This is a genomic window from Corynebacterium sp. P4-C1 (genome assembly GCF_030503595.1).
GTDB lineage: Bacteria > Actinomycetota > Actinomycetes > Mycobacteriales > Mycobacteriaceae > Corynebacterium.
Window position 1 is genome coordinate 337,058 of record NZ_CP129966.1, and the last position, 26,311, is coordinate 363,368.

At 63.5% G+C, this 26,311-nt stretch carries 24 protein-coding genes; 21 read left to right on the forward strand and 3 right to left on the reverse strand.

Going from position 1 to position 26,311, the window contains the following annotated elements; genetic code table 11:
• The first annotated feature begins 5 nt into the window (after positions 1–5).
• The 13 genes from QYR03_RS01615 to QYR03_RS01675 all read left to right on the forward strand — a co-directional run bounded on the left by QYR03_RS01615 (position 6) and on the right by QYR03_RS01675 (position 14,257).
• The gene (locus QYR03_RS01615; protein ID WP_301712350.1) at positions 6–1,121 is read left to right on the forward strand and encodes a glycosyltransferase family 4 protein; all 1,116 of its coding nucleotides are present in this window, start codon (positions 6–8) and stop codon (positions 1,119–1,121) included.
• Between the two features lie 14 nt (positions 1,122–1,135).
• Complete coding sequence (locus tag QYR03_RS01620; protein ID WP_301712351.1) at positions 1,136–1,516, forward strand: hypothetical protein; 381 nt, start codon at positions 1,136–1,138, stop codon at positions 1,514–1,516.
• Positions 1,517–1,579: 63 nt separating this feature from the next.
• Positions 1,580–2,428, forward strand: a complete 849-nt coding sequence (locus QYR03_RS01625; RefSeq protein WP_301712352.1) for an acyl-CoA thioesterase II — start codon at positions 1,580–1,582, stop codon at positions 2,426–2,428.
• Positions 2,429–2,507: 79 nt separating this feature from the next.
• Positions 2,508–3,263, forward strand: coding sequence for a YebC/PmpR family DNA-binding transcriptional regulator (locus QYR03_RS01630; RefSeq protein WP_301712353.1), 756 nt, complete (start codon positions 2,508–2,510; stop codon positions 3,261–3,263).
• Between the two features lie 150 nt (positions 3,264–3,413).
• Entirely contained in the window at positions 3,414–3,935 is a 522-nt protein-coding gene (gene ruvC, locus QYR03_RS01635) for a crossover junction endodeoxyribonuclease RuvC (RefSeq protein WP_259850853.1), read from the forward strand.
• Positions 3,932–4,546, forward strand: coding sequence for a Holliday junction branch migration protein RuvA (gene ruvA, locus QYR03_RS01640; protein ID WP_301712354.1), 615 nt, complete (start codon positions 3,932–3,934; stop codon positions 4,544–4,546). Before ruvC ends, ruvA begins: the two co-directional genes overlap by 4 nt.
• Positions 4,547–4,569: 23 nt before the next feature.
• Complete coding sequence (ruvB, locus tag QYR03_RS01645; RefSeq protein ID WP_301712355.1) at positions 4,570–5,646, forward strand: Holliday junction branch migration DNA helicase RuvB; 1,077 nt, start codon at positions 4,570–4,572, stop codon at positions 5,644–5,646.
• 32 nt (positions 5,647–5,678) lie between these two features.
• Entirely contained in the window at positions 5,679–6,017 is a 339-nt protein-coding gene (gene yajC / locus QYR03_RS01650) for a preprotein translocase subunit YajC (RefSeq protein ID WP_301712356.1), read from the forward strand.
• A gap of 265 nt (positions 6,018–6,282) precedes the next feature.
• The gene (gene secD, locus QYR03_RS01655; protein WP_301712357.1) at positions 6,283–8,259 is read left to right on the forward strand and encodes a protein translocase subunit SecD; all 1,977 of its coding nucleotides are present in this window, start codon (positions 6,283–6,285) and stop codon (positions 8,257–8,259) included.
• 2 nt (positions 8,260–8,261) lie between these two features.
• The gene (gene secF / locus QYR03_RS01660; protein WP_301712358.1) at positions 8,262–9,548 is read left to right on the forward strand and encodes a protein translocase subunit SecF; all 1,287 of its coding nucleotides are present in this window, start codon (positions 8,262–8,264) and stop codon (positions 9,546–9,548) included.
• A gap of 37 nt (positions 9,549–9,585) precedes the next feature.
• Positions 9,586–11,352: an ABC transporter substrate-binding protein gene (locus QYR03_RS01665; RefSeq protein WP_301712359.1), complete on the forward strand. Its 1,767-nt coding sequence runs from the start codon at positions 9,586–9,588 to the stop codon at positions 11,350–11,352.
• 3 nt (positions 11,353–11,355) lie between these two features.
• Complete coding sequence (locus QYR03_RS01670; protein ID WP_259850619.1) at positions 11,356–11,922, forward strand: adenine phosphoribosyltransferase; 567 nt, start codon at positions 11,356–11,358, stop codon at positions 11,920–11,922.
• Between the two features lie 58 nt (positions 11,923–11,980).
• Positions 11,981–14,257: a bifunctional (p)ppGpp synthetase/guanosine-3',5'-bis(diphosphate) 3'-pyrophosphohydrolase gene (locus QYR03_RS01675; protein WP_301712360.1), complete on the forward strand. Its 2,277-nt coding sequence runs from the start codon at positions 11,981–11,983 to the stop codon at positions 14,255–14,257.
• Between the two features lie 347 nt (positions 14,258–14,604).
• Here QYR03_RS01675 and QYR03_RS01680 read toward each other — a convergent pair whose 3' ends face one another.
• Together QYR03_RS01680 and QYR03_RS01685 are read right to left on the reverse strand one after the other, a co-directional pair.
• Positions 14,605–14,934 carry a hypothetical protein gene (locus tag QYR03_RS01680; protein WP_301712361.1) on the reverse strand — a complete coding sequence of 110 codons (330 nt, stop codon included), beginning with the start codon at positions 14,932–14,934 and terminating at the stop codon, positions 14,605–14,607.
• A gap of 384 nt (positions 14,935–15,318) precedes the next feature.
• Entirely contained in the window at positions 15,319–16,203 is an 885-nt protein-coding gene (locus tag QYR03_RS01685) for a peptidylprolyl isomerase (protein ID WP_301712362.1), read from the reverse strand.
• A gap of 109 nt (positions 16,204–16,312) precedes the next feature.
• Between QYR03_RS01685 and tpx the strand changes: the two genes are divergently transcribed.
• The 3 genes from tpx to hisS are packed head-to-tail and all read left to right on the forward strand — an operon-like array spanning position 16,313 to position 18,874.
• Complete coding sequence (gene tpx / locus QYR03_RS01690; protein WP_301712363.1) at positions 16,313–16,813, forward strand: thiol peroxidase; 501 nt, start codon at positions 16,313–16,315, stop codon at positions 16,811–16,813.
• Between the two features lie 49 nt (positions 16,814–16,862).
• Positions 16,863–17,537 carry an MBL fold metallo-hydrolase gene (locus tag QYR03_RS01695; RefSeq protein WP_301712364.1) on the forward strand — a complete coding sequence of 225 codons (675 nt, stop codon included), beginning with the start codon at positions 16,863–16,865 and terminating at the stop codon, positions 17,535–17,537.
• An 11-nt stretch (positions 17,538–17,548) separates the two neighbouring features.
• The gene (gene hisS, locus QYR03_RS01700; RefSeq protein ID WP_301712365.1) at positions 17,549–18,874 is read left to right on the forward strand and encodes a histidine--tRNA ligase; all 1,326 of its coding nucleotides are present in this window, start codon (positions 17,549–17,551) and stop codon (positions 18,872–18,874) included.
• Between the two features lie 199 nt (positions 18,875–19,073).
• Here the strand turns inward: hisS and QYR03_RS01705 are convergent, their stop codons facing one another.
• A complete protein-coding gene (locus QYR03_RS01705; protein WP_259850631.1) occupies positions 19,074–20,519 on the reverse strand; it encodes an L-serine ammonia-lyase in 1,446 nt (481 codons plus the stop codon).
• A 144-nt stretch (positions 20,520–20,663) separates the two neighbouring features.
• On the opposite strand from QYR03_RS01705, the gene QYR03_RS01710 reads away from it, so the two are divergent.
• The 5 genes from QYR03_RS01710 to QYR03_RS01730 are packed head-to-tail and all read left to right on the forward strand — an operon-like array spanning position 20,664 to position 26,308.
• Complete coding sequence (locus QYR03_RS01710; protein WP_259850633.1) at positions 20,664–21,782, forward strand: ABC transporter ATP-binding protein; 1,119 nt, start codon at positions 20,664–20,666, stop codon at positions 21,780–21,782.
• Positions 21,783–21,835: 53 nt separating this feature from the next.
• A complete protein-coding gene (locus QYR03_RS01715) occupies positions 21,836–23,116 on the forward strand; it encodes a DUF4032 domain-containing protein (protein ID WP_259850634.1) in 1,281 nt (426 codons plus the stop codon).
• Positions 23,117–23,159: 43 nt separating this feature from the next.
• Positions 23,160–24,503: an ABC transporter substrate-binding protein gene (locus QYR03_RS01720; RefSeq protein ID WP_259850635.1), complete on the forward strand. Its 1,344-nt coding sequence runs from the start codon at positions 23,160–23,162 to the stop codon at positions 24,501–24,503.
• Between the two features lie 26 nt (positions 24,504–24,529).
• Positions 24,530–25,375, forward strand: a complete 846-nt coding sequence (locus QYR03_RS01725) for a carbohydrate ABC transporter permease (protein ID WP_259850636.1) — start codon at positions 24,530–24,532, stop codon at positions 25,373–25,375.
• Positions 25,376–25,378: 3 nt separating this feature from the next.
• Entirely contained in the window at positions 25,379–26,308 is a 930-nt protein-coding gene (locus QYR03_RS01730; RefSeq protein WP_259850637.1) for a carbohydrate ABC transporter permease, read from the forward strand.
• Positions 26,309–26,311: the final 3 nt, after the last annotated feature.

Sequence of the window (26,311 nt, forward strand, 5' to 3'; positions counted from 1 at the left end):
TCAACGTGCGTGTCGGTATGGTGTGCCCGTACTCGTTCGACCACCCCGGTGGGGTGCAAACGCACATACTCGACCTTGCCGAGGTTCTGACCAACCGCGGGCATGAGGTGCGTGTTCTCGGGCCGGGCACCCCGGGCGGTGTCGCTAGCGCGGGCGATCGGTTGCCCGGTTACGTCACGCTCGGCGGCCGGACCGTGCCGCTGCGCTACAACGGCTCGGTCGCGCGTGTCTCGTTCGGACCGAAGACATTCCTGACCACCCGGCGCTTCCTGCGCGGGGGACATTTCGATGTCGTCCACATTCACGAGCCCAACGCGCCCAGCTATTCTCTTGCGGCATTGCTGCTTTCCGACGAACCCGTCGTGGCCACGTACCACGCTTCAGCCACATCCTCCCGAGCCTTGCGCGCTGCCCGTCCGCTGCTGCGGCCCGCGTTGGAGAAGATTCAGGCGGGAATCGCCGTGAGCGAAATGTCCCGCCGCTGGCAAGTGGAGCAGCTCGGCGGCGACCCGCTGCTCATTCCCAACGGAGTTTCCACCCGGCGGTTCCGCTCAGCTCGGAAAGCGGCGCGCACGGCGGGTGGGCGTGACGGATGCGTGCACATCGTCTTCCTCGGCCGGTACGACGAGCCCCGCAAGGGCTTACCGGTCCTGCTCAAGGCGCTGGAAATCATGGATGAACGTTCCCGAGTGACAGTCATCGGCGGTGGCGGGGGACGACCCGCCGGTGCGCCCGAACACGTGGAATTCGTCGGCCGGGTCAGCGAAGCGGAGAAAGCGCAGCTGCTGGCCTCGGCCGACATCTATGTCGCCCCCAACACCGGGCAGGAGTCCTTCGGCATCGTGCTGGTCGAAGCGATGGCTGCTGGATGTGCCGTCGTGGCCAGCGATATCGAGGCTTTTGCCGATGTCTGCGGTGCTGATACGGATACGCCTGCGGGAGTTCTCTTCCCGGCCGGCGACGCGAATTCCCTCGCGGTCGCGTTGCAGCGCCTCATCCGGGACCCCAGCGCGCGGGAGGACCTCGCGGCTTCCGGTGAACGGCGGGCTAATCGCTATGACTGGAATACGGTCGCTGGACAGGTCGAGGCGGTTTACAACGCGGCGGTGGGGCGGTCTTGAACACGGTCATGGGCATGAGTGCAGTGGCATGGGTAGTCGTCATCGCCGTCGTTGCGGCCATTGCGGTGTGGGCGGTCGGGACGGCGCGCCGCCTGGACCGGTTGCACATCCGGCTCGACCGGGCGGGCGCGTCGCTCGACGCGGCGCTGGAACACCGCGACGCGGTCGCCGCAATCGCAGCCGCCACTCGCGACGATGAGGCGGCGTTGGCGGCGCTCGACGAGGCGGAGGACAAAGTGGCCCTTTCGCTGCGCCTCTACAACGCCGCTGTCTCAGCGACCCGGGCGGTGCGGCTCAAACCCGGCGTGCGTGCGATGCGGCTCGCGGGCACAGCCCCGATGCCGGAATTCCGAAGCATTGAGATTCGGGGCGGCAAGCACTGCGGGCCGCATTGACGGGAGGCTGTAGGGGCCCGAAAGCTCCGGAAAAGGCGGCGCGGAACGTTTAAGCTGTGACCCATGCAATTCGACATTCCCAGCATCGATGAAATTCTGAACCTGGAGCAGCTGGATGCCAACATCTTCCGCGGCACCGGTGTGTTCACCGGCCTGCAGCGCACATACGGCGGCCAGGTAGCGGCTCAGGCATTGTCCGCAGCGACGAAGACGGTGGGCGAGGACAAATTGGTCCACTCGCTCCACGGATATTTCATCCGGCCGGGGCAAGCCGACAAGGACATTGTTTTCGTGGTCAACCGTGTCCGCGACGGCCGCAGCTTTTCCACCCGCATTGTCGACGGCGTGCAGGGAGGGGAGACGATCTTCTCGCTCGAGGCGAGCTTCCACATCACTTCCGACAAGGGCATCGAGCACTCCGACAAGATGCGCAAGGTACCGGACCCGGAGGGCCTCGTCCCACTCGAAGAAACGGGTGGGCCGCTGAAATTTTTCTCCATGTGGGCGAACGACTGGGACGTGCGCATCGTTCCGGACGAGGACTTCGAGCACAACCCGTATACGCCGAGCCAGCAGGTGGTGTGGTTCAAATCCAAGCGGGAGCTGCCGGACGACCAGACCTTCCACATCTGCACCCTGGCGTACATGTCAGACCTGACTCTGCTCCACTCGGCGCTCGTGCCGCACCGCGACGCCAAGGTGCAGATGGCGTCGCTGGATCACGCGATGTGGTTCCTGCGGCCCTTCCGCGCTGACGAATGGATGCTCTACGACCAGGTCTCGCCGTCGGCTCACGGTGCCCGAGCGCTGACCCAGGGCCGCATCTTCGATAGCGCCGGCAACCTCGTCGCTATGACCGTGCAGGAAGGTCTGACCCGCACACTCCGCGAAAACGGAGTGGCATTTAGCTAACAGCCCCTAAATAGGACGCGTAGCAGTCCGCGTATACTGAACAGCCGACACTTCAGCCGGAGGAAAGGGGAGATGGCGAATGTCAGGCCACTCTAAATGGGCGACGACCAAGCACAAGAAAGCCGCCAACGATGCGAAGCGCTCCAAGTTGTGGGCGAAGATGATCAAGGACATCGAGGTCGCGGCACGCACCGGCGGCGGTGACCCGGCGGGTAACCCCACCCTCGACGACATGATGAAGAAGGCCATGAAGGCCTCTGTCCCAAAGGACAACATCGAGCGCGCCCGCAAGCGCGGCTCCGGTGAAGAAGCCGGCGGCTCCAACTGGGAAGAAGTTACATACGAGGGTTACGGCCCAAACGGCGTGGCCATGCTCATCCAGTGCTTGACCGACAACCGCAACCGCGCGGCCACCGATGTCCGCACCGCGATGACGAAGAACGGCGGCAATTTGGGCGAGTCCGGTTCCGTGGCCTACATGTTCAGCCGCAAGGGCGTGAACACCGTGGTCAAGGGCGACCTGACCGAGGATGATCTGCTCATGGCCGTGCTTGAGGCAGGTGCTGAAGAGGTCAACGATCTCGGCGAGCACTTCGAGGTTGTCTCCGAGGCGACCGACATGTACGCCGTGCGCGATGCGCTGCGCGAGGCCGGCATCGAGATCGAGGACACCGAGCAGGATTTCCGTGCCTCGGTCGAGGTCGATCTGGATCTGGACGGCGCGAAGAAGCTGGATAAGCTTATCGACGCACTCGAGGACGCCGACGACGTCCAAAACGTTTACACCAACTCGACGATGTCCGACGAGGTGGCTGAAGCACTCGCGAACGAGTAGCTCCCACTCGTTGCCCGCACGGCGGGCTCTGCTCAAGCGGATCTGGCTGCGGCCGGGTCCGCTTTTGTATGCCCGCCGGCATGGGTGGCGGGATGTGTCCCGGACGTGTGGTAGAACAAATGTGTGACTACGACGGAGGGCTTGCGCGTGATGGGGATCGACCCGGGGCTGACCCGGTGCGGTCTCTCCGTGCTACAAACAGGCAAGGGGCGGCAGGTGATTCCCGTCGCCGTCGGCGTGGTGCGTACCCCGTCCGACGCGGAACTGGCTGAGCGTCTGCTGCGCCTGTCCAACGCTGTCAACGAATGGCTGGACGACTACAAGCCGGACGTTGTCGCGATGGAGCGTATTTTCGAACGCAGCAACGTCTCCACCGTCATGCACACCGCCCATGCAGTGGGGGTGATGGTGCTAGCGGCCGCGCAGCGCGGAATTCCCGTGTACATGTACACCCCGTCCGAGGTGAAGAAAGCCATCTCGGGCAACGGCCGGGCGGACAAGAAACAGATGACGGCAATGATTACGCGCATCCTCGGTTTGAGCGCGCCGCCGAAACCGGCGGATGCGGCCGACGCGTTGGCGATCGCCGTGTGCCACTGCTGGCGTGCGCCGCTTCTTGCCCGCACCCAAGCCGCGGCGGCGTTGACTGGGAAAAGGAGTCTGGGACAGTGATCGATTCGCTCAACGGTGAGGTCATCTCGATCGGCTTGGATCACGGTGTGATCGAATGCGGCGGGGTTGGCTACCGCTTCCTCGCTACACCTCCGACGCTGGGCCGGTTGACCCGCGGGGAGCGTGCACGCGTGCTCACCACACTGGTGGTCAAGGAAGACGACATGACGCTCTACGGCTTCACCGACGACGACGCGCGCGACATGTTCCACCGCCTCACCACCGTGACTGGACTGGGCCCGAAGTTGGCGCTCGCCTCTCTGTCCGTGTTCGAGCCTGCGGAACTGGCCAGCCATATCACGTCGGGGGACTCCAAGACCATCCAGTCCATCCCCGGGGTGGGCAAGAAGATGGCCGACCGGTTGGTTCTGGAACTCAAGGACAAGCTCGCCGGTGTCTACGGCTCGCAGCCGGGCGCGGCAGCGCAGGCGGCCCCAACCCACACCAAGGCAGCATCGCTGGCCACCGAACAAGTCGTCGAGGCGCTCATCGGCCTCGGCTTTCCGGAGAAGGGAGCGCGCGCCGCGGTTGACACCGTTGCGGCCGAGTCCCCGGACGCGGAATCTTCGGTGTTGCTGCGCAGCGCGCTCAACCGGTTGGGTAAGAAGTAGTCAGTGTAAGGAGGACGCAGCGGATGTCTGATGTGGAGAAGACGGAATTCGAACTCCCGCCGGACCTGGCCCGGCAGGCGAACTCCCCTGTGGACGCCACGGAGCAGACAGGGGAGCAGGACTTTGAAAAGTCGCTGCGCCCGAAGTCGATCGACGAGTTCATCGGCCAACCGAAGGTGCGCGAGCAGCTCGGGTTGGTCCTCACCGGCGCCAAGAAACGCAACGTCACGCCCGACCATATCCTGCTGTCCGGCCCGCCTGGGCTGGGCAAGACCACGATGGCGATGATCGTGGCGCAGGAGCTCGGGACGTCGCTACGCATGACCTCGGGTCCAGCGCTGGAGCGCGCGGGCGACTTGGCGGCGATGCTGTCGAACCTGATGGAGGGTGATGTGCTCTTCATCGACGAGATCCACCGCATTGCGCGCCCCGCCGAGGAAATGCTCTACATGGCCATGGAGGACTTCCGCATCGACGTGATTGTGGGCAAGGGGCCGGGGGCGACGTCAATCCCGCTAGAGATTCCGCCGTTCACCCTCGTCGGTGCGACCACCCGCGCCGGCATGCTCACAGGGCCTCTGCGCGACCGTTTCGGCTTCACTGCCCAGATGGAGTTCTACGACGTCGACGACCTCACCGACGTGATCACCCGTGCCGCCTCGATCCTCGGGGTCGAGATTGAACACGACGCGGCCGTGGAAATCGGCTCGCGGTCCCGCGGCACGCCCCGTATTGCGAACCGTCTCCTGCGCCGCGTGCGGGACTGGGCGGAAGTCAACGGCGATGGAACTGTGACTGTGGAGGCGGCGCAGCAGGCGCTCGAGGTTTTCGACGTCGACGAGCTCGGGCTGGACCGGCTCGACCGCGCTGTGCTGGACACTCTGATCCGCAACCACGGCGGCGGGCCGGTGGGCGTGTCCACCCTGGCTATTGCGGTGGGCGAGGAGCCCTCCACCGTGGAGGAAGTCTGCGAACCGTACCTCGTACGGGCGGGCCTCATGGCGCGCACCGGCCGCGGACGCGTCGCCACCGCTGCCGCCTGGAATCACCTCGGCATGACACCGCCGCCGGAGGCACCCGGCCAAATGCACCTGTATTAGGGGCCACGCATGGTGTGCCACAATGGTTCACCATGGAATACCTACCTATTCTTCTTATCTTCGTCCTGTTCGCGCTGCCCGCCCTCCTGCTGTCGCGCACGAACCGGAAGCGCGTGGAGAAAGCCCGCGCCCTCCAGGCCGCGGCGAAGCCCGGCGACCGGATCGTGACTGTGTCCGGTTTCCACGGCGACATCGTCTCCGCCGGCGAAACCACCATCGGGGTGGAGCTGGCCCCGGGCGTCGTCGTCACCATGGAGCGCGAGGGTGTCTACAAGGTGCTCGACAACGAGGAAGGCACGAACCAGCCCGGGAACGCCGCCGCCGGGAGCACCGTCCACGAGACCGGCACTGAGGTCGAGGACGAGCGCTAGACCGCTTAGCTGTCAGGCACAGCCGCCCGGCGTGGCACGAGAAAAGGCACGCCGGGCTTAATCATTTCCGCGTCCATGACGTACGATCACTGACTGGACCTTTTCCCGGCCCGGGGATGGGGGCAGTGATGACGCGTCTGTGCCGGGCAGGGAAGAGAAGACAACAGAAACACCTTGAACGGGTTTAAGTCGCCGGCCGTTTGCGCGGCCGAGAGAGGCAAGCCGCCTGAGGTGGGTAGAGCAGGTTAATGAGGAGAGCACGTACGTGACTTCGAAAACGTCAGGTAGGCGATCGGCCCGAGAGGGAGGATCGAAGCGCGCATGGCCCAAGCGGGCCATCGCATTATTCGCGCTTATTTTGGTGGGCACTTATGCCCTCGTGTTCCTGACAGGGGACCGTGAGGCGTCGCCGAAGTTGGGCATCGATCTCCGCGGCGGCACCCGCGTCACACTCGTGCCGCAGGGCGAAGAACCCACGCAGGAACAGTTGGAGCAGGCTCGCACCATCCTGGAGAACCGTGTCAACGGCATGGGCGTCTCCGACGCCAACGTCGTCGTCGACGGCAATACTCTGGTGATCACCGTCTCCGGCGAGAGCACCGCCGACGTGCGGAATATCGGCCAAACCTCGCAGCTCATGTTCCGCCCTGTCGCACAACCGGACCAGCAGGGGGACTCGGCCAACTTCCCGAAAATCATGCAGGACATGGCTAACCGCTGGGTCGAATACCGCGTGATCACGAAGGATGAGGCGCAGGCGAAGATGAAACAGTTCGCCGACACCTTCAACCAGCAGGTTGACGCGATGAACCAAGCCCAGGAGCAGCAGGCCCAGGAAGGCCAGACGGCGACCAAGATCGAGCCGATCGAGGCCCCCGAGGTGACAGCCGAAGCGAAGCCTGATCCGGAGAACACGCTCCAGGCGTCGGAGCTGCGTCAAGAGGCCACGGCGATGCTGCGGGAGGACCGCCAGTCCGATGACATGACGAAGCTGCAAGCGGCGTCTTGGCTGATGCAGTGCACCCCGGCTGAGGCTGAGGGGCCTGCTCCGGTCGACCCGCTTGCGGGCACCGATGACCCGAAGCGCCCGCTGGTGGCATGCGATTCCGCCACCGGCCAGCCGATGCTGCTCGACGCTGTTCCTCTGCTTCAGGGCATCGAGGATCCCGACGGCCCACGCTTGACGGGCACCGAGATCGACACGAACCGTCCGATCACCGGCGGCTTCAATTCTCAGTCCGGCCAGATGGAGATCAACTTCGCGTTCAAGCAGGACGGCGATCACAACGGTTCCTCCACGTGGGCGGCTCTCACCGGCGCAATGGTGGGGCAGCAGGTCGCCATCACCCTGGACTCCCAGATCATCTCCGCGCCAAAGATCCAGTCGCCGACACCGGTGGGTTCCGCGACCTCCATCACTGGTGACTTCACCCAGGAAGAGGCGGAGAATCTGGCCAATAACCTGCGGTACGGCGCACTTCCGCTTTCCTTCGCTGGCGAGAACGGCGAACCGGGCGGCACCGCGACGACTGTTCCGCCGTCACTGGGTATCGCCTCCCTGAAGGCGGGCATCATCGCGGGCCTGGTCGGCCTGGCACTGGTGGCGATCTTCGTATTCGTCTACTACCGCTTGTACGGCCTGATCTCCCTGTTCACGCTTCTCGTCGCCGGCATGCTGGTCTACGGTGCCCTCATCTTGTTGGGCCGCTGGATCGGCTACACGCTGGATCTGTCCGGCGTGGCCGGCTTGATCATCGGTATCGGCACCACCGCAGACTCGTTCGTGGTGCTCTACGAACGCATCAAGGACGAGGTGCGCCGCGGCAGAACATTCCGCTCCGCGACGCTCAACGGTTGGGATCGCGCGAAGGAAACGATCGTCACAGGCAACATGGTCACCCTCATCGGTGCCGTGGTGATCTACTTCCTCGCAGTCGGCGAGGTGAAGGGCTTCGCCTTCACCATGGGTCTCACGACGATCTTCGACCTGCTGGTCACCTTCCTGATCACGGCACCGCTGATGATCCTGGCATCCCGCAGCAAGTACTGGTCCAAGCCGTCGGTCAACGGCATGGGCAAGGCATTCGAAGCCGGACGCGGCAAGACGGTCACCCCCCGCGGCACGAGGCGCCACGCAGCAGCCGAAGCCGAAACCGCGCCGGCTGAACAATCCCCGGCGCTCGCCGCTGATTCGACCACAGTCACCGCAACGCCCACGGCCACCAGGGAAGAGGAGAAATAGACATGAGTACCTCACTGAACGCCGCAACTCCCTCGCCGGCGAGCAACGGGAAGGCTGCCGGAGACGCGGCAGCCGCAGACACCGCGACTGCAACGCCCACCAAGGGCATTGAGCGCCTGTACGAGGGCAAGGGCGCGATCGACTTCGTCGGGCGCAGCAAGCTCTGGTACATCCTCGCGGTCGCCTTGCTAGTCATCTCCGCCGCAGCCATGCTGCTGCGCGGTTTCAACCTCGGCATCGACTTCGAGGGCGGCACGAAGATGTCCATGCCGGCCGGTGACTTGGTCGCGGAGCAGGTGGAGGAGACCTTCGTGGACGCGACGGGCGTGACCCCGGAGCTGACGCAGATTGTCGGTGCGGGCGATTCCCGCACACTGGAGATCAACTCCGAGCACCTTTCGGAGGAGCAGATCAACAGCGCCCGAGAAGCGATCTACGAGAAGTACCAGCCGCGCGACGCATCGGGTGAGCCCTCGCCGGATGCCATCGGTGATTCGACGGTCTCCGAGTCCTGGGGTTCGACCATCACGAACCGCATGCTGCTGTCGATGCTGATCTTCCTCGTCACTGCAGCCGTCTATGTCGCAGTGCGTCTGCAGCGCAACATGGCGATCGCCGCGATGCTGGCGCTGCTTTTCGACGGCGTGGTCATCATGGGCATCTACTCCCTGTTCGGCCTTGAGGTCACCCCGGCCATGATCATCGGCCTGCTGACCGTGCTGACATTCTCCCTCTACGACACGGTGATCGTCTTCGACAAGGTCAAAGAAAACACGGAGGGCGTTCTCGATTCGCGCCGCTCCACCTACGCCGAAGAGGTGAATTTGGCGGTCAATGAGACTCTGATGCGTTCCATCTCCACGTCCGTCATCTCCGCGCTGCCGATCATCGCCCTGATGGTCGTCGCTGTGTGGCTGCTCGGCGTGGGCACCCTGCAGGACCTCGCACTGATCCAGCTGATCGGTGTCGTCGAGGGCATCATTTCCTCGCTGCTCCTCGCGTCCTCCCTGCTGGTGACGCTCACGAATTCGCAGCGCAAGTACAAAGAGCACAACAAGCGGGTCGCGGAATTCCGCGCGGGCAAGGAAAAGGACGCGCTTATCGACGGCACCTCCGGCACCGATGCCACCTCGACCTCCGAAGCGGAAACCGCTGAAACAGGTGCAAGGGCAAAGCGCACTGTGACCTCTCCGCACCGCGACAGTGGTGCTCATGGTGCTAACGCCGCGACCTCGGCGTCCGAGCACGCCCGCCAGTCGGCGGCGACTTGGCGCCCGAATCAAAACTAGTCTGGTATTTCCGCGAGAGAGGGAAGAGGAATTCACCGTGAGACGCAAGCATCTGGTGCGGGTGGCCGCGATTCTGACCGCCGCCGCCACGATAGTTTCGGGCTGTTCCAGCTCCGAGACTGAGCCGAAGGATCCCACTGCTCTGGACTACTTCGGCTACCAACTGCCTGTCCCGCTTGTGACCACGAATGCGGCTACGAAAATCGGTGACTCGCTGAAGATGCAGCGCCTGTCCGGACGCCTCTTCCCGGGTGCCTTCATCCCTGGGCCGTCGGGCCAGCGCATCCCGAACACGGATCTCGTGAACACCCAGGTGCTACCTGCACCGCAGCGCCAGGTCATCTACACCTTGTCGGACAAGGCGGTGTTCTCCGACGGAGAGCCGGTGACCTGCGACGATTATGCCCTCGCTTTCGCTGCTGGTTCGAACCCGGATGTCTTCTCCTCCCACATGCCGCAGATGCAGCAGGTGGAGCGGGTCGACTGCACCCCGGGTTCTAAGCAGTTCACGGTCGTATTCCAGCAGGGGCAAGGTGGCCGTTGGCGTGAGCTTTTCGGGGCGGGCACTGTCTTGCCCGCGCATGCCGTCGCAAAGCGTCTCGGCATGGAGACAGCTGATCTGACGAAGGGGCTCGAAGCGCGCGACCCGGATTTACTCGGCCGTACGGCGGAGATCTGGCGGTTCGGTTTCGCCCTCGGTAATTTCGACCCGGAGCTGCAAGCTTCCTTCGGCCCGTACAAGATCGAGTCTGTGGGTGCGGACGGTGAGGTGGTCCTCGTCGCCAACGACAAGTACTACGGCGATGCCCCCGGCATTCCCAAGATCGTCGTGTGGCCGTCCACCAAGGATTCGACGGAACTCCAGAAGGCTGGCGCTCTCATGGTCGGAGACTTGAGCGACCACAACCCGGACTGGTTCAATGCGGCTCCCGACGCCGACGAGGGCGCGAACGCCGACGATGTGCGAACCGGCAAGGACGGCAAGGACGCTGAAGAATCCGAGGCGAGCGCGGCTGGAGAGACCGCGGGCACCGCATCCGCTTCCGGGGATCCGAACGCACCGGAGAACCACCAGGAACTTCAGACAGTGATCGGCGAGATGACGGACACCCTCATCTTCGCCTCGGCGGGGCAGTGGGCGAACCACGACAACCGTCAGGCGCTTGCGAAGTGCGTGGACATCCGGTCTGTCGCGAAGGCATCTTCGCAGGAGGCTGGTATCGAGCTGCCGCCGTCGCCAGTTCACGTGCTCACGCAGAACGACCCGATGTCGGCGCGTCTCGGCGACATCGCCAACCCGCACCTCGACGTCGACATCGAAGGAGCCCGCGTCGCTTCCGGCCTCGAACTGCATGTCGGGTACAACGGGCCGAATAAGCGCATGGCAGCCATGGTCGAAGCGATGAAGAAGTCGTGCGAGCCCGCCGGAATCACCATCGTCGACGTCACCGCCAACGGCAAGACGCGCGGCGACCTACTCACCGAGGAACCGGAGTGGAACGCTGAAGGCCAACTGGACCGCAAGGGCAAGATCGACGCCTTCCTCGGCGCGGTTGACCCGATGAGCGAATACGAGTCGGCGACCTCCCGCTCCGAGGAGTTGCAGAGCCTGCGCGCCGAAGAAAAGCGCCTGTGGGACGAGGTTCCGTCCATCCCGCTGTCGGCGCAGCCGCGCACCTTCATCGTGGACAACAGCATCAAGAATGTTGTGGTCTACACTGGCCCTGTCGGGATCGGCTGGAACATGGACCGCTGGCACGTTCCCGGTTTGGAAGCCACACCGGAACAGAAGGACGACAAGTAAACCATGACCTCCCCTGAACCCTCTTACCGGACAGCCCGCGAAGCCCTCGCCGCGCGAATGCGCTACGTGCAGGACTTCCCGGAAAAGGGTGTGCTCTTCGAGGACCTGACCCCCGTGCTCGCCGACGGCGCGGCGCTCAAGGTGGTCATCTCTGAGATGGCCGAGGCATCCCGCAACTTGGGCGCCGATATGATCGGCGGCCTCGACGCCCGCGGATTCCTGCTCGGCTCCGCTGTCGCCTACGAGATGGGCACAGGCATCCTGGCCATCCGCAAGAAAGGCAAGCTGCCCCCGCCGGTGATCAGTGAAGAGTATTCGCTGGAATACGGTGAGGCGGCGTTGGAGATCCCCGCGGAAGGCATGAACTTGGAAGGCAAGCGCGTCGTGCTTGTCGACGATGTGCTGGCCACCGGCGGTACCCTCGCTGCCGCCTGTGACCTCATTGAGCGCGCCGGTGCGATCGTCGCCGGTTGCGTCGTGGTGCTTGAGGTGTCCGGCCTCGGCGGACGTGACAAGCTGGGGGATATTCCGCTGGTGGTGCTCAACCAGGGCGACGGGGATGCGGCATAGACGCGGCATGTAGAAAGCCGTCAACACGGCCACCCGGATTTTGGAATAAGGTGGGCGCATGACGTCCCAAGACAGACCGCAGCGGCGATCCGGTTCGTCGGTGCGCAGCGTGTCGGCCAGGCTCGCCCGGTCGCTCACCGGCGGGCGCCCGAAGACGAACCCGGTGATCGAGCCGCTGTACTCGATCCACCGCAAGTACCACCCGAAGGCGAGCGTCGAGGATATCTCGCGCGCCTACGAAACAGCGGAACGGCTCCACGAGGGTGTGCTACGCAAATCGGGAGACCCCTACATCACCCATCCGTTGGCGGTGGCGACGATCTGCGCCGAGATCGGCATGGATACCACGACGATCATGGCGGCCTTACTGCACGACACTGTCGAGGACACGGACTATTCGCTCGAGGACCTGACTAACGACTTTGGCCCCGAGGTGGCCCGGCTTGTCGACGGCGTGACCAAACTGGACAAGGTCGCCCTCGGCGCGGCTGCTGAAGCGGAGACGATCCGCAAAATGATCGTGGCCATGTCGCAGGATCCCCGCGTGCTGGTGATCAAAGTCGGTGACCGCCTGCACAACATGCGCACGATGCGGTTCCTGCCGCCGGAGAAGCAGCAGAAAAAGGCCCGGGAAACTCTCGATGTCATCGCCCCGCTGGCCCACCGCTTGGGCATGGCGACGGTCAAGTGGGAGCTGGAGGACTTGGCCTTCGCGATCCTCTACCCGAAGAAGTACGAGGAGATCGTCCGCCTTGTTGCCGAGCGCGCACCCTCACGTGACCGTGCACTGAAGGAAATCACCGGCGAGATCCAGGCCGAATTGAAAGCGAACGGCATCAAAGCCGAGGTGATGGGGCGCCCAAAGCACTATTGGTCGATCTACCAGAAGATGGTGGTGCGCGGCCGCGACTTCAACGAGATCTTCGACCTCGTGGGCATCCGCGTGCTGGTGGACAACGTGAGCGACTGCTACGCAGCCATCGGCGTCGTCCACTCGCTGTACTCGGCGATGCCGGGCCGCTTCAAGGACTACATCTCCAACCCGCGTTTCGGGGTCTACCAGTCGCTGCACACGACTGTGATGACAGACTCCGGCCGCGCCCTTGAGATCCAGGTGCGCACCCACGAGATGCACTACAACGCCGAATTCGGCGTTGCCGCGCACTGGCGGTACAAAGAGACGAAGGGCTCCCACAAGGGCGACCAGGCGGAGCTGGACCAGATGACGTGGATGCGTCAGCTCCTTGACTGGCAGAAGGAGGCGGCGGACCCGAACGAATTCCTGGATTCGCTGCGCTACGACCTGACTTCAGCACAGATCTTCTGTTTCACTCCGAAGGGGGACGTGATCAACCTCCCGGCGAACTCTACGCCGGTGGACTTCGCCTACGCCGTTCACACGGAGGTCGGCCACCGCTGTATCGGCGCGAAGGTCAACGGCAAACTCGTCGCCCTCGAGTCGACGCTCAAGTCAGGCGACCGTGTGGAGGTGTTCACTTCCAAGGATGCCAACGCGGGCCCGTCAAGGGACTGGCAGGACTTCGTTGTCTCCCCGCGTGCACGTACCAAGATCCGCCAGTGGTTCGCCAAGGAGCGCCGTGAGGAGCACTTGGAGGCCGGCCGCGACGCTCTCGCCGCCGAGGTGCAACGCGGGGGACTTCCGCTGCACCGACTGTTCACCGCAGACTCAATGAACAAGGTGGCCACCCAGCTGCATTACGATGGCGTTGACGCGCTCTACACCGCGATCGGTGGTGGGCAGGTCTCCGCCAAGCATGTGGTCAGCTTGCTGGTGGAGATGTTCGGCGACGAGGACGACGCTGTCGACGCGCTCACTGCCCGCGCGCCGATGTCGGAGTTGACGCGGACTCCAACGCGTACCGACGGCCCCGGCATCCTCGTCGAGGGGTCACCCGATGTGATGGCCAAATTGGCGCGGTGCTGCCAACCGGTTCCGGGCGACGAGATCTTCGGCTTTGTCACCCGCGGCGGGGGAGTCTCCGTGCACCGTGTGGACTGCACCAACGCTGAGAAGTTGCAGCAGGAATCCGCGCGGTTGATCGCGGTGGAGTGGGACAGCGGTTCCCGGCAGGGCGCCTCGTTGGCCACGATGCAGCTCGAGGCCCTTGACAAGCAGGGCCTGCTCGCGGAGCTCACCCGCGTGCTCAACGACCAGAAGCTGCCCGTCATCGCCTTCAACCACCACTGCGACGACGACCACATTGCCACGGTCCGGTTCACCTTCCAGGTCTCCGACACCAAGCAGTTGGGCACGCTGATGACCCAGGTGCGCAATATCGAGGGTGTCTTTGACGTCTATCGTGTCACTGCCTAGGCTTCGCCTTCGCCCAAGACCGTCCAAGACTGCCCAGCCCAGTCGCGGACATGTCGTGGCCCCAGCCCCTCGTCGAGCCAAGCCCTCCCGCACCAATGCGCTCAAATCGGAGAGCTCAAACAGGAGAGCCCGAACGAGCGGTGGATTTGGATTGCATTTCAGGGTCACTCCTAATGCGTTTATCCAGGTCGCGGTTTTAGAAAGTCAATCTAGATCCAACCTCGACTTCGCAAGCACCCTTCAGAAGGGCGAAAAACCGCCACGACACAGTGTCGCGGCGGTAGTTCTTTGACTGTCGAGCTTAGTGCTCGGGGTCAGTCTTAGGCCTTCGGGAGGTTGAGGTTCTTCTAGGCGAAGGCGATGACGGTGCCGACCAGGCCGAGGACAGCGGTGATGGTGCCGATCCAATTGGTGATGGCCTTCGGGTCCCAGTTGCCGTCCTTGTCGGAGGAGTTGGCCTTCAGCTTCTCGCCGAAGGAGAGCTCGTCTTCGTTGTTCTTACCGTTGTCGGCGTTGTCGTCGTTGTTCTCGATGCCGGTGTTCGACTCGTTGTTGGCGCCCTGCGTGGTGGCGGCGCCGTTAGTGGTGTCAGCGGCGAATGCCGGAGCGGCGACGACACCGGAAACGGAAACAGTGGCAGCGGTAGCGGCAGCGAGGATGCCCTTACGGATCGTCATGAATGTCCCTTTCAGAAAGAAGCTCTCATCAACGTGGAACACTCTACAGCCGGGCTATAGGCGCTGCAAGGGCTATAACGAGAGCTTATTCAGGTTGTGGAGCAGGCTCTCAGCCTATTCTTATGGTTTTGTAGTGCGAAGTGGTGGTCATGGGGCAAATGTGACGGGCGGAACATGTGGCGCACCTTGGAAATCCGGTGAACTTTTTCGCGGAAGCACTGATGGATGGGTTGATGGGATGGGGTGGCGCGGGGTTGGGATCGATAAGCTGCATGTCCGCTGTCCGTTACTACGGTGACTTTAAGGTGGGGGCGTGAAAAAGCACCTAGTGTGAGTAACATTACACTAGGTGCGGTGGCGTGAATGCCGCGACGTGGGCTGAAGCTACGCGACCTTCGCGCTGTTGATCTTCACTTCTTCCTTCGGTGCGCCGTCGCCCGGGTTCATCGCCGCAGCCTCTTCCTGGTTCGCAGGCTCAGCGATCCCGGCCTCGGCGATCTTGTCCAGGGTCGCGAGACCCTCGTCGTTGATCGTGCCGAAGTAGGTGTAGGCGGGAGGCAGAGCAGTCTCGCCGTAGTTCAGGAAGAACTGGGAGCCGTTCGTGTTCGGGCCGGAGTTCGCCATCGCGATGGTGCCGCGCTCGTAGAGGACATTCGGCTTCTGGCCCTCGGCGTCGTCGTCGACTGGGTACTCGTCGGCGAACTGGAAGCCCGGGCCGCCGCTGCCGGTTCCGCTCGGATCGCCGCACTGCAGCACGTGAATGCCCTCAGTGGTCAGGCGGTGGCACACCGTGCCGTCGTAGTAGCCCTCCTTCGCCAGGTACTCGATCGCGTTGACGGTGCACGGGGACACGGAGCGGTCGAGCGTCATGCCGATCGGTCCGGCGGAAGTGTCCAGGTTGAGGTCGACGGTGCCCTCGGTGGAAATATTCTCGGTCTCAGGCAGGCCCTTGTAGTACTCGCCCTGGCCGTCCTCGGTGTAGGTGCACGTCACCTGCGGGTCGAGCGGGGTCGCCCGCTTCTTGCTCAGCGCGACGGGCTGCATGTCCTCGGTCGGTTCCGCCGACTCGCTGGACTCGTCCTGGGCGTTGACCTCCTCGTCCGAGCCCCAGGTCGCCGCCATGTAGATGCCGCCTCCGACGAGGGCGATGACCAGCAGGGCCATCGCGGCGATCGTCCACGGCTTGTTCTTCTCTTTCCGGTCGCGTGCCTTGAGCTCGCGGTCGAGTTCCTTCAGGGCGTCCTTGCCGCGCTGCGCGTTAGTGCTCACGGACTTCGGCCTCCATCAGTGTCTATAGGTGGTCAGATGGTCAATTACAGTAGCAGCACCGCGCCCGCGGCCGGTGCGTGCGCTCGGTCCTTTATTTATGCTGGGCGCCATGGCTAACGTGACTTTCCGCAATGAACCCACCACCACTTCCGGCGAACTCCCCGCAGTGGGAGACAAGCTGCCGGCATTCGAGCTCGTCGGCGGCGACATGAACCCGGTGACTGACAGCGATTTCGCTGGCAAGCGTATCGTGCTCAATATCTTCCCGTCTGTGGACACCGGGGTGTGCGCACAGTCGGTGCGCCGCTTCAACGAGCTCGCTGCCGGCCTGGACAACACCGTCGTCCTGTGCGTGTCCAAGGACCTCCCTTTCGCGCAGCAGCGTTTCTGCGGCGCCGAGGGCATCGAGAACGTCATCAGCGCATCCGCGTTCCGTTCCACCTTCGGCGAGGACTACGGCGTGACCATGCAGGGCTCGCCGATCAAGGGCCTGCTGGCGCGCTCCGTCGTTGTCGCCGACGCCGACCACAAGATCGTGCACACCCAGGTTGTCGACGAAATCGCCAACGAACCCGATTACGGCGCCGCCGCGGCAGCGCTGGAGAACTAGCTCCAGCTGTCCGGGGAGGCGGCTGCCTGGACTGGCTACACTGGCGGGCATGCAGATCGCAGGATTCACCGCCGGACCTTTCGGCACCAACACCTACGTCGTCATCAATTCCGGTGGCGGCGCGGACACTGAGGGTGGCGCGAAACCCGAGGCCTTCGTCGTCGACCCGGGCAAGGACAGCGCCGCTCACGTCCGCAAGACTGTCGAGGACGCCGGGGCGGAGCTGGTCGCTGTCGTGCTCACCCACGGCCACATCGACCACACGCGTGACTGCGCTGAATTCGGGCTGCCGGTCTACATCCATCCCGACGATGAAGTGATGCTGGACCCGAAGTGGGGCGCACCCGGCGACTTCGGCAGGATCTTCGAGGTCGATTCCATGAAGCAGCCGGAGGACCTCCGCCACCTCGAGGCAGGGGAAACCATGACCTTCGCGGGGATGGACTTCCGCATCGTGCACGCCCCAGGGCACTCGCCAGGATCGTCTCTGCTCATTGCGCAGGAAGAAGACGTTGTTTTCGCCGGCGACGTACTGTTCGCCGGGTCCATCGGCCGCACCGACCTGCCGCTCGGTGACCCAGCCGCGATGGACCGCACCCTAGCGGGCCCTGTCTGGGATCTCGACGACGCCCTCACAGTTCTGCCCGGCCATGGTCCCGCGACCACAGTGGCGCAAGAGCGCGAGACAAACCCATATCTCAGCGCGGCAGGACGTTCGCGCTAAGATCGACCGGCGTGAGCGATACCCAGCAGAAATCCGAGAAGTTCCAACCCCTGTCAGCCCCGAAGGGCGTGCCGGACTATGTGCCGCCGGTGTCCGCGACCTTTCATAAGGTGCGCTCGGAGTTCGTCAAGCAGACACATCTGGCTGGGTATCAGCACATTGAGCTTCCCGTCTTCGAGGACACAACCTTGTTCGCCCGCGGCGTCGGCGAATCCACCGACGTTGTGTCCAAGGAGATGTACACCTTCGCCGACCGCGGCGACCGCTCTGTCACTCTGCGCCCGGAGGGAACAGCGGGCGTCATGCGCGCTGTGATCGAGCACAATCTCGACCGCGGGCAATTGCCGGTCAAGCTCAACTATTACGGCCCGTTCTTCCGCTACGAGCGCCCGCAGGCCGGCCGTTACCGCCAGCTTCAGCAGGTCGGTGTCGAGGCGATCGGTGTCGACGACCCGCTTCTCGACGTCGAGGTCATCGCTCTGGCCGACCGCTGCTACCGCTCTGTCGGGCTGACCGGCTTCCGTCTCGAGCTAACGAGCCTGGGGGACAAGAACTGCCGCCCGGCGTACCGCCAGAAGCTCCAGGACTTCCTGCTCGATCTCCCGCTCGACGAGGAGACCCGACACCGCGCACAGATCAACCCGCTGCGCGTGCTGGACGACAAGCGCCCGGAGGTCCAAGAGATGACTGCCGACGCACCGCTCATGCTCGACCACCTAGATGCCGAGTGCCGCGAGCACTTTGAGACCGTCACCGGCTCCCTCGACAACCTCGGCATCCCTTACGTAATCAACCCGCGCATGGTCCGCGGCTTGGACTACTACACCAAGACCTGCTTCGAGTTCGTGCATGACGGCCTCGGTGCCCAGTCCGGCATCGGTGGCGGCGGCCGCTACGACGGCCTCATGGCCCAGATCGGCGGCCAAGACCTGTCCGGCATCGGCTTCGGCCTCGGCGTCGACCGCACCGTTCTCGCTCTCGAAGCGGAAGGCATCACCATCGATGGGGTCGACCAGCGCGTCCAGGTTTATGGCGTTGGAATTGGCCCCGAAGCGACCAAGAAGATGGCCAAGCTTATCGACGAACTCCGCCACGACGGCATCTCCGCCGACATGGCCTATGGAGGCCGCGGCCTTAAGGGTGCGATGAAGGGTGCCGACCGCTCCGGTGCCCACACCGCTCTCGTGCTCGGCGACCGCGAGCTCGAGACCGGCGAAATCGCCATGAAGAACCTGCGCGACCAGTCGCAGAAGACTGTTCCTCTCGACGCCGCCGCGATCATCGACGCGATCTTCCTCCCCGACGGCGATTCCGCCGCGGAAACCTCGGAGGACTAGAGCAACCGGGGGGAGGGCAACATTCTTCCCGATCGGTGGCCGCGCTCAGGCTCTGTGGATCTGGATTGCTAGCAACGGGGTTCACCCCCGCATTTTCACAGGTCAGTTTTCGTTGGTGCGGGAACTATGTCATCTATATCCACCAGGGTGCCGGGGAGGACGATCTAGGGGAGTTCCGGTGCCGGTTCAGCGGGGTCCGCTAGCACTCCGTGATGTTCACAGGGAAGCCGAGTTGGACGGCGAGGCCGCCGACGGAGGTTTCCTTGTACTTCGTCATCATGTCGCGGCCCGTGGCGGCCATAGTCTCGACGACATCGTCGAGGGAGACGATGTTGGTGCCGTCACCCCACTTGGCCAGGCGAGCGGCGTTGATGGCTTTCACGGCGCCGATGGCGTTGCGCTCGATGCACGGGACCTGCACCAGTCCACCGACCGGATCGCAGGTGAGGCCAAGATTGTGCTCCAGGGCGATCTCAGCGGCGTTCTCCACTTGGGCCGGTGTGCCGCCCAAAATAGCGCACATGCCGGCGGCGGCCATGGCGGACGCGGAGCCGACCTCGCCTTGGCAGCCGACCTCGGCGCCGGAGATGGAGGCATTGGTTTTGATGATCGCCCCGACAGCGCCGGCAGTGAGCAGGAATTCCCGGGCGCGCTCAGGAGTGAAATCCGGCGTGAAATCGCGGCAGTAGTGCATGACAGCCGGGATGATGCCGGCGGCGCCGTTGGTCGGAGCTGTGACCACGCGGCCGTGGGCGGCGTTCTCCTCGTTGACGGCCAAAGCGTAGAGGTTCACCCACTCCATGGCGTCGAGGCCCTCGGAGCTGTGGCGTTGCTGCTCGCTGGTGAGCATGGCGTGCATGCGGGGCGCGCGGCGGCGGACATTGAGGCCGCCGGGGAGGGAACCGTCGGTGGTGATGCCGTTCTTCACGCACTCCTGCATGACGGACCAGACGTTGTCGAGGTGTGCGGTGTACTCGGTCTCTCCGTTGGCCAGACGCTCATTGTGGGCCATGACCTCGGCGATGCTCAGGCCTGTGCGGTCGCAGACTGCGAGCAGGTCTGCGGAGGAATCGTAGGCGTAGGTGCCGTCGTCATGGTCGGTGCTGGAACCATCCTTCTCTCCTTCGGCCTCGGCGACGGCGGTGGCAGCGGCGATGCCGGTGGCGGCGCCCTCTTCGACGGCCTCGTTCATCTCTGCACGGTCCATGATGAACCCGCCGCCGACGGAGTAATACTCGTTGCGGCTGGCCAGACGCGTGCCTTGAGCATCCCAGGCATCGAAGATGAGGCAGTTGGGGTGCTCGGCGACCGGCTTCGGGTTGAAGGTCAGCTCGTACGCGACGCTGCCGTCGGGTCCGGAGATGGTGCCCTTGGCAGGGATGGGGGTGCCGGGGACAGGCTCGACGGTCTGGTCGGTGGTCAGGGGAGTGTAGCCCACCAAGCCCAGGAGGACAGCGCGGTCGGTGCCGTGTCCGACGCCGGTGGCGGCGAGGGATCCACGCAGTTCAATGTGGACTTCTGCGGGGACGACGCCGAGCTTGTCGACGAAAGCAGCACTGGCGCGCATCGGGCCGACCGTGTGGGATGACGACGGCCCGATGCCGATGCTGAACAGGTCGATGACGCTGACACGGTGCGAACTCATGCACCCGAGGATAAGCGCGGGGGTATCGGTCTACCAACCCTAAAGCGGGTCGCCTTTTTCGGGCAGACAGCCAGTGTTAGGGTCAATCTAAGGTTTGAATCAGAAAATCCGCTGGATTCGTGCCGGCCGACAGAGGAGAAACACATGGCAACAGTGACCTATGACAAGGCGACGAGGATTTATCCGAAGGCGGTTAAACCGAGCGTCGATAAGCTTGATCTTGAAATCGCGGACGGCGAGTTCCTCGTCCTCGTCGGGCCCTCCGGCTCCGGCAAGTCCACCGCGCTGCGCATGCTCGCGGGTCTGGAGGAGACCAACGAGGGCCGCATCCTGATCGGGGACCGCGACGTGACCAACGAGTCCCCGAAAGACCGTGACATCGCGATGGTCTTCCAGAATTACGCGCTCTACCCACACATGACAGTGCGCGAGAACATGGGCTTCGCCCTGAAGATCGCGGGCATGGAGAAGGGCGACATCGACCGCCGCGTCGAGGAGGCCGCGAAGACCCTCGACCTGACTGAGTACCTCGACCGCAAGCCGAAGGCTCTCTCCGGCGGCCAGCGCCAGCGCGTGGCCATGGGACGCGCAATCGTGCGCGAACCGCAGGTCTTCCTCATGGACGAGCCGCTGTCCAACCTCGACGCGAAGCTGCGTGTGCAGACTCGCACCCAGATTGCGAGCCTGCAGCGCCGCATGAACGTGACCACCATCTACGTCACCCACGACCAGACCGAGGCGCTGACCATGGGCGACCGCATCGCCGTGCTCAACTTCGGCGTGCTGCAGCAGGTGGGCACCCCGCGCGAGTTGTACGAGCGTCCGGACAACGTATTCGTCGCCGGCTTCATCGGCTCTCCGGCGATGAACTTGTCCACCTTCAACGTCGAGGGCAATGTGGCCAAGCTCGGCGGCGCCTTAATCCCGTTGGCGCCCGAGTACGTCGCGGCGCTAACGCCGGAAGACAACAACCAGATCATCCTCGGCTTCCGCCCGGAGGCACTCACCGTCGTGCCGGACACCACCGAGCACACCGTGCCCATCGAGGTGGACTTTACCGAGGAGCTCGGCTCCGATTCCTACCTCTACGGCCACCTCGTCGGCGGGGAATGGCGCGAGGAGGGCTCCGACGATTCCGCTGCGGGGCAGATCGTTGTGCGCGTTGCACCTATGTCCGGGATCAAGGGCGGCGACATCATCCACGTCACCGTCAACGAAGGTGGCCTGCACGCGTTCTCCAAGGCCACCGGGAACAGGATCTAACCGGCGCCCCGGAGGGGCAGCCGCGCAGCAAGGAGGCTGAAAAGCTCAAAGCCATGTCCGAGAAGATGAGTGTCCAGTCGCCGGCGTATGCCGAAGTGCTGCTTGGCCTGCCCTGGGCAATTCCTCTCGCCGAATGGCCGAGCGAGCTGCTCGCCGCCTTCCCGCGTGGCATTTCCCGCCACACCGTGCGCCTCATCGCAGCGGGCGGCATGGCGCTGGCCATCAAGGAGATCGGCGAGTCTGTCGCATACCACGAGTACCGCATGCTGAAAAAGCTGCGCGACCTCGACATTCCCTGTGTGAAGCCGGTGGCGGTCATCGCGCACCGCACGAACGACAGCCGCGACGAAGAGCTCACTCCATGCCTGGTCACTGAGCATCTCGAGTTCTCCTTGCCGTACCGTGACGTGTTCAGCCGGTCGCTCGGCCCCGAGACGGTGAACAAGCTCATCCGCGCGCTCGCGGTGTTGCTCGTTCGCCTGCACCTGGTCAATTTCTACTGGGGCGATGTGTCGCTGTCGAACACTCTCTTCTGCCGCGATGCCGACGAATTCTCCGCGTATCTCGTCGACGCGGAGACAGGGGAGTTCCACGAGCCACTCTCGCAGGGGCGCAGGCTTTACGACGTCGAGGTCGCCCGCGTCAACATCATCGGCGAGCTCATGGACCTCCAAGCAGGCGGACTCATCGACGCCGATGTCGATGTCATCGCCCTCGGCAACGCCGTCGACGCCACCTACCACGAACTGTGGAGCCTGATGACGGATGAACTCGTCGTGGAAGGCGATGCGTTCGGCAAGATCGCGGAGCGCATCGAGAAGATCAACTCGCTGGGCTTCGACAGCGGCGAGACCGAAATCAGCCACGAGACCCGCCGCAATCCCGACGGCAGTTCCGCCGACATCTACCGAGTCAACATCGAGCCTGCGGTGTTCTCCACCGGCTTCCACCGCCGCAAGCTCAAGCAGCTCACCGGGTTGGACGTCCAGGACCGCCAGGCGCAGCGCCTGCTGGGGGAAATGGAGGTCTACCGGGCCCTTCACCACGAAGGCGCAGTGTCCTTGGAGGAGGTCGCGCTCGACTGGCTGGTCAACCGGTACGAACCAGTCGTCGCCCTGACTCCGTCCGCTCTGCGCAAGAAGCTGGAACCCCCGCAGGTCTTCCACGAGATCTTGGACCACCGCTGGTTCATTTCTGAGAACGAGCAGCGCTACGTGCGTCTCGACGAGGCCGCGGAATCCTACTTCCGCACCATCCTTCCCGACCGTCCGGACGAGGCCCGCATCTACACCGCGAACGAGACCGCCTGGCCGGAGAACAACGATTTTTCCTGATTCACAACGACACAGACCACCTACGAAGAACGAGGTACAAACCATGCAACCGATCACCCGAGCACTAGCGGCCGTAGCCGCGGTCGGGTTGAGTGCGTCGCTTCTGACCGCGTGCGGGCAGAACAACGGACCAAACGTGTACTACCTGAACTTCAAGCCGGAACAGGCCAAGCAGTTCGAGGCGATCGCCGAGGAGTACACCGCCCAGACCGGCATCCCCGTCAAGATCGTCACCGCGGCATCCGGCTCCTACATGCAGACGTTGAAGGCGGAAATGGCGAAATCCAACGCCCCGACGCTGTTCCAGATCAACGGTCAGGAAGGGTACGGTATCTGGAAGGACTACTTGGCCGACTTGTCCGACTACGAGATCACCGGGGCACTGAAGGACGACGCCCAACCGATCACCAACGCCGAAGGCCAAGTCGTGGGAATTCCCTTTGCGATGGAGGGCTTCGGCATCCTCTACAACGAGGAGATCATGGACAAATACTTCGCTCTGCCGGACGCGAAAGTCGGTTCCATGGAGGAGCTCAATTCCTTCGCAGACCTCAAGGCCGTCGCCGAAGACATGCAGGCGCGCAAAGAGGAATTGGGGATCGAAGGCGTCTTCGCGTCCACCTCGCTCGGTGCGGGCGAGGAGTGGCGCTGGACGAACCACCTGATGAACGGACCGATCCACTACGAGGTCGAGGATCGCGGCATCAAGGATTTCTCGGACATGGCCGAGTTCGAATTCACCTACGGGGACAACTACCGCAACCTGTTCGACCTGTACCTGCAGAATTCCACCGTGAAGCCGTCGCTGGCGTCCGCCCGCGCGGTGTCCGACTCGATGGCGGAATTCGCCAGCGGCAAGGCCGCCATGGTCCAGAACGGAAGCTGGGCCTGGGGCCAGATCTCCGGTGAGGGCGGCAACGTGGTCAAGGAAGACAAGCTCAAGTTCATGCCCATGTACATGGGGTTGCCGAACGAGGAGAACGTCGGCCTCAACGTGGGCACCGAGAACTTCCTCTCCGTCAACAACAAGGCTAGCGAGGAAGATCAGAAAGCCACCCGCGACTTCCTCAACTGGTTGTTCCTTTCCGAACGCGGCAAGGAACTCGTCGTCAACGATCTCGGCTTCATCGCCCCGTTCACGAACTACGGCAACGAAGACGTGCCGGATGACCCGCTGGCCCGCCAGGTGCAGGAAGCCTTGAGCGACACGGAGACCGAGTCGCTTCCGTGGGACTTCCAATACACACCGAACCAGCAGTTCCGCGACCTCTACGGCCAGAACCTCGCTCAGTACGCCAACGGCAACCTCACCTGGGAGCAGCTGGTGGACAAGCTCAAGGAGGACTGGGCTTACGAGATGGCCAACCAGATCGAATTGCTCAACTAGCCGGGAGCGACGAAGAGGACCACATCATGCAAGAAACACTGAAGAAATACTTCCCGATCTTCGTGCTGCCGACGCTCATCGCATTCGGCATCGCGTTTTTCGTGCCGTTCCTCGTCGGTACGGCACTGTCTTTCACTGAATTCACCACCATCACCGACGCAACCTGGGTCGGCCTGGACAACTACAGCCGCGTGTTCACCGAGCGCGAAGGCTTCGTCTCTGCGCTGCTGTTCACGATCGCTGTGGCCGTGGTGTCCATCATCACCGTCAACATCATCGCGTTCGCCATCGCGTGGACGCTGACGCGGAAGCTGCGCGGCACCAATTTCTTCCGCACGGTGTTCTTCATGCCGAACCTGATCGGCGGCATCGTGCTCGGCTACACCTGGCAGTCCATGATCAACGCGGTCCTGGCCAATTACGAGACGACCATCTCTGCCGACTGGCGCTTCGGCTACGCCGGCCTGATCATCCTGATGAACTGGCAGTTGATCGGCTACATGATGATCATTTACATCGCCGGACTGCAGAACGTCCCGCAGGAGCTCATCGAAGCCGCGGAGATCGACGGGGTGTCCAAGTGGGAGGAGCTGCGCCACGTCACCATCCCGCTGATGATGCCGTCGATCACCATCTGTCTGTTTCTGACGCTGTCGAACACGTTCAAGGTCTACGACCAGAACTTGGCGCTCACTGACGGCGCCCCCGGCGGCCAAACCGAGATGGTCGCCCTCAACATCGTCAAGACCATGTTCAACCGGGTGGGTGCCGAGGGCGTCGGCCAGGCGAAGGCAGTGATCTTCGTCGTCGTGGTCGTCGTCATCGCAATGTTCCAGCTGCGCGCCACCCGCAGCAGGGAAGTGGAGGCATAAATAATGACTACGAGTATCAAAGCCAGCAAACAGGCCGAACCGGCGCAGGCCGCGGCCAAGCGGAACCGTGGGAGCCGCAAGAACGACGATGAATCGACTGTTTCCGGCGGCGCGAAGGCGCTCATCTACGCGGTGTTGATCTTCCTCACCGTCGTGTTCTTGGGCCCGATCTTCTTCATCCTGCTGAACTCGTTCAAGGATCGCTTCGCCATCTCCACCAATCCGTTCGCCCTGCCGTTGGGCGAGCTGTGGGCCGGCCTGACGAACTACGTCACCGGTGTCCAGGGTGAGGGTTTCGGGTGGGCGATCGTGTGGTCCTTCGTGATCACGATCAGCTCGGTAGTCGCCGTGGTGTTCTTCTCCGCGATGACCGCCTACTACATCACCCGTGTGAAGACGTGGTGGACGAGCGCCCTTTACTACGCATTCGTGTTCTCCATGGTCATTCCGTTCCAAATGGTGATGTTCCCGACCGTGGTCATCGCCGACCGACTCGGCTTGGCCAACCCGCTCGGCATGGTGGTGCTCTACCTGGGCTTCGGTTCGGGCCTGTCGGTGTTCATGTTCTCCGGCTTCATCAAGTCAATCCCGCTGGAGATCGAAGAAGCCGCACATATCGACGGCTGCTCCCCGCTGTCCACCTTCTTCCGCGTGGTCATGCCGATGCTGAAACCTACCGCCATCACCGTGGCCATCTTGAACGCGATGTGGATCTGGAACGACTACCTCCTGCCGTACCTGGTTATCGGTCTGTCCACCCCGTACCGCACCATCCCGGTCGTGATCCAGCAGTTCATCGGGTCGCAGGGTGACCGCGATCTGGGCGCGATGATGGCCATGCTGGTGCTGGCGATCACCCCGATCATCATCTTCTACGTCTCCGCGCAGAAGCACATTATCGAGGGCGTGGCCGCTGGCGCGGTGAAGGGCTAGCGC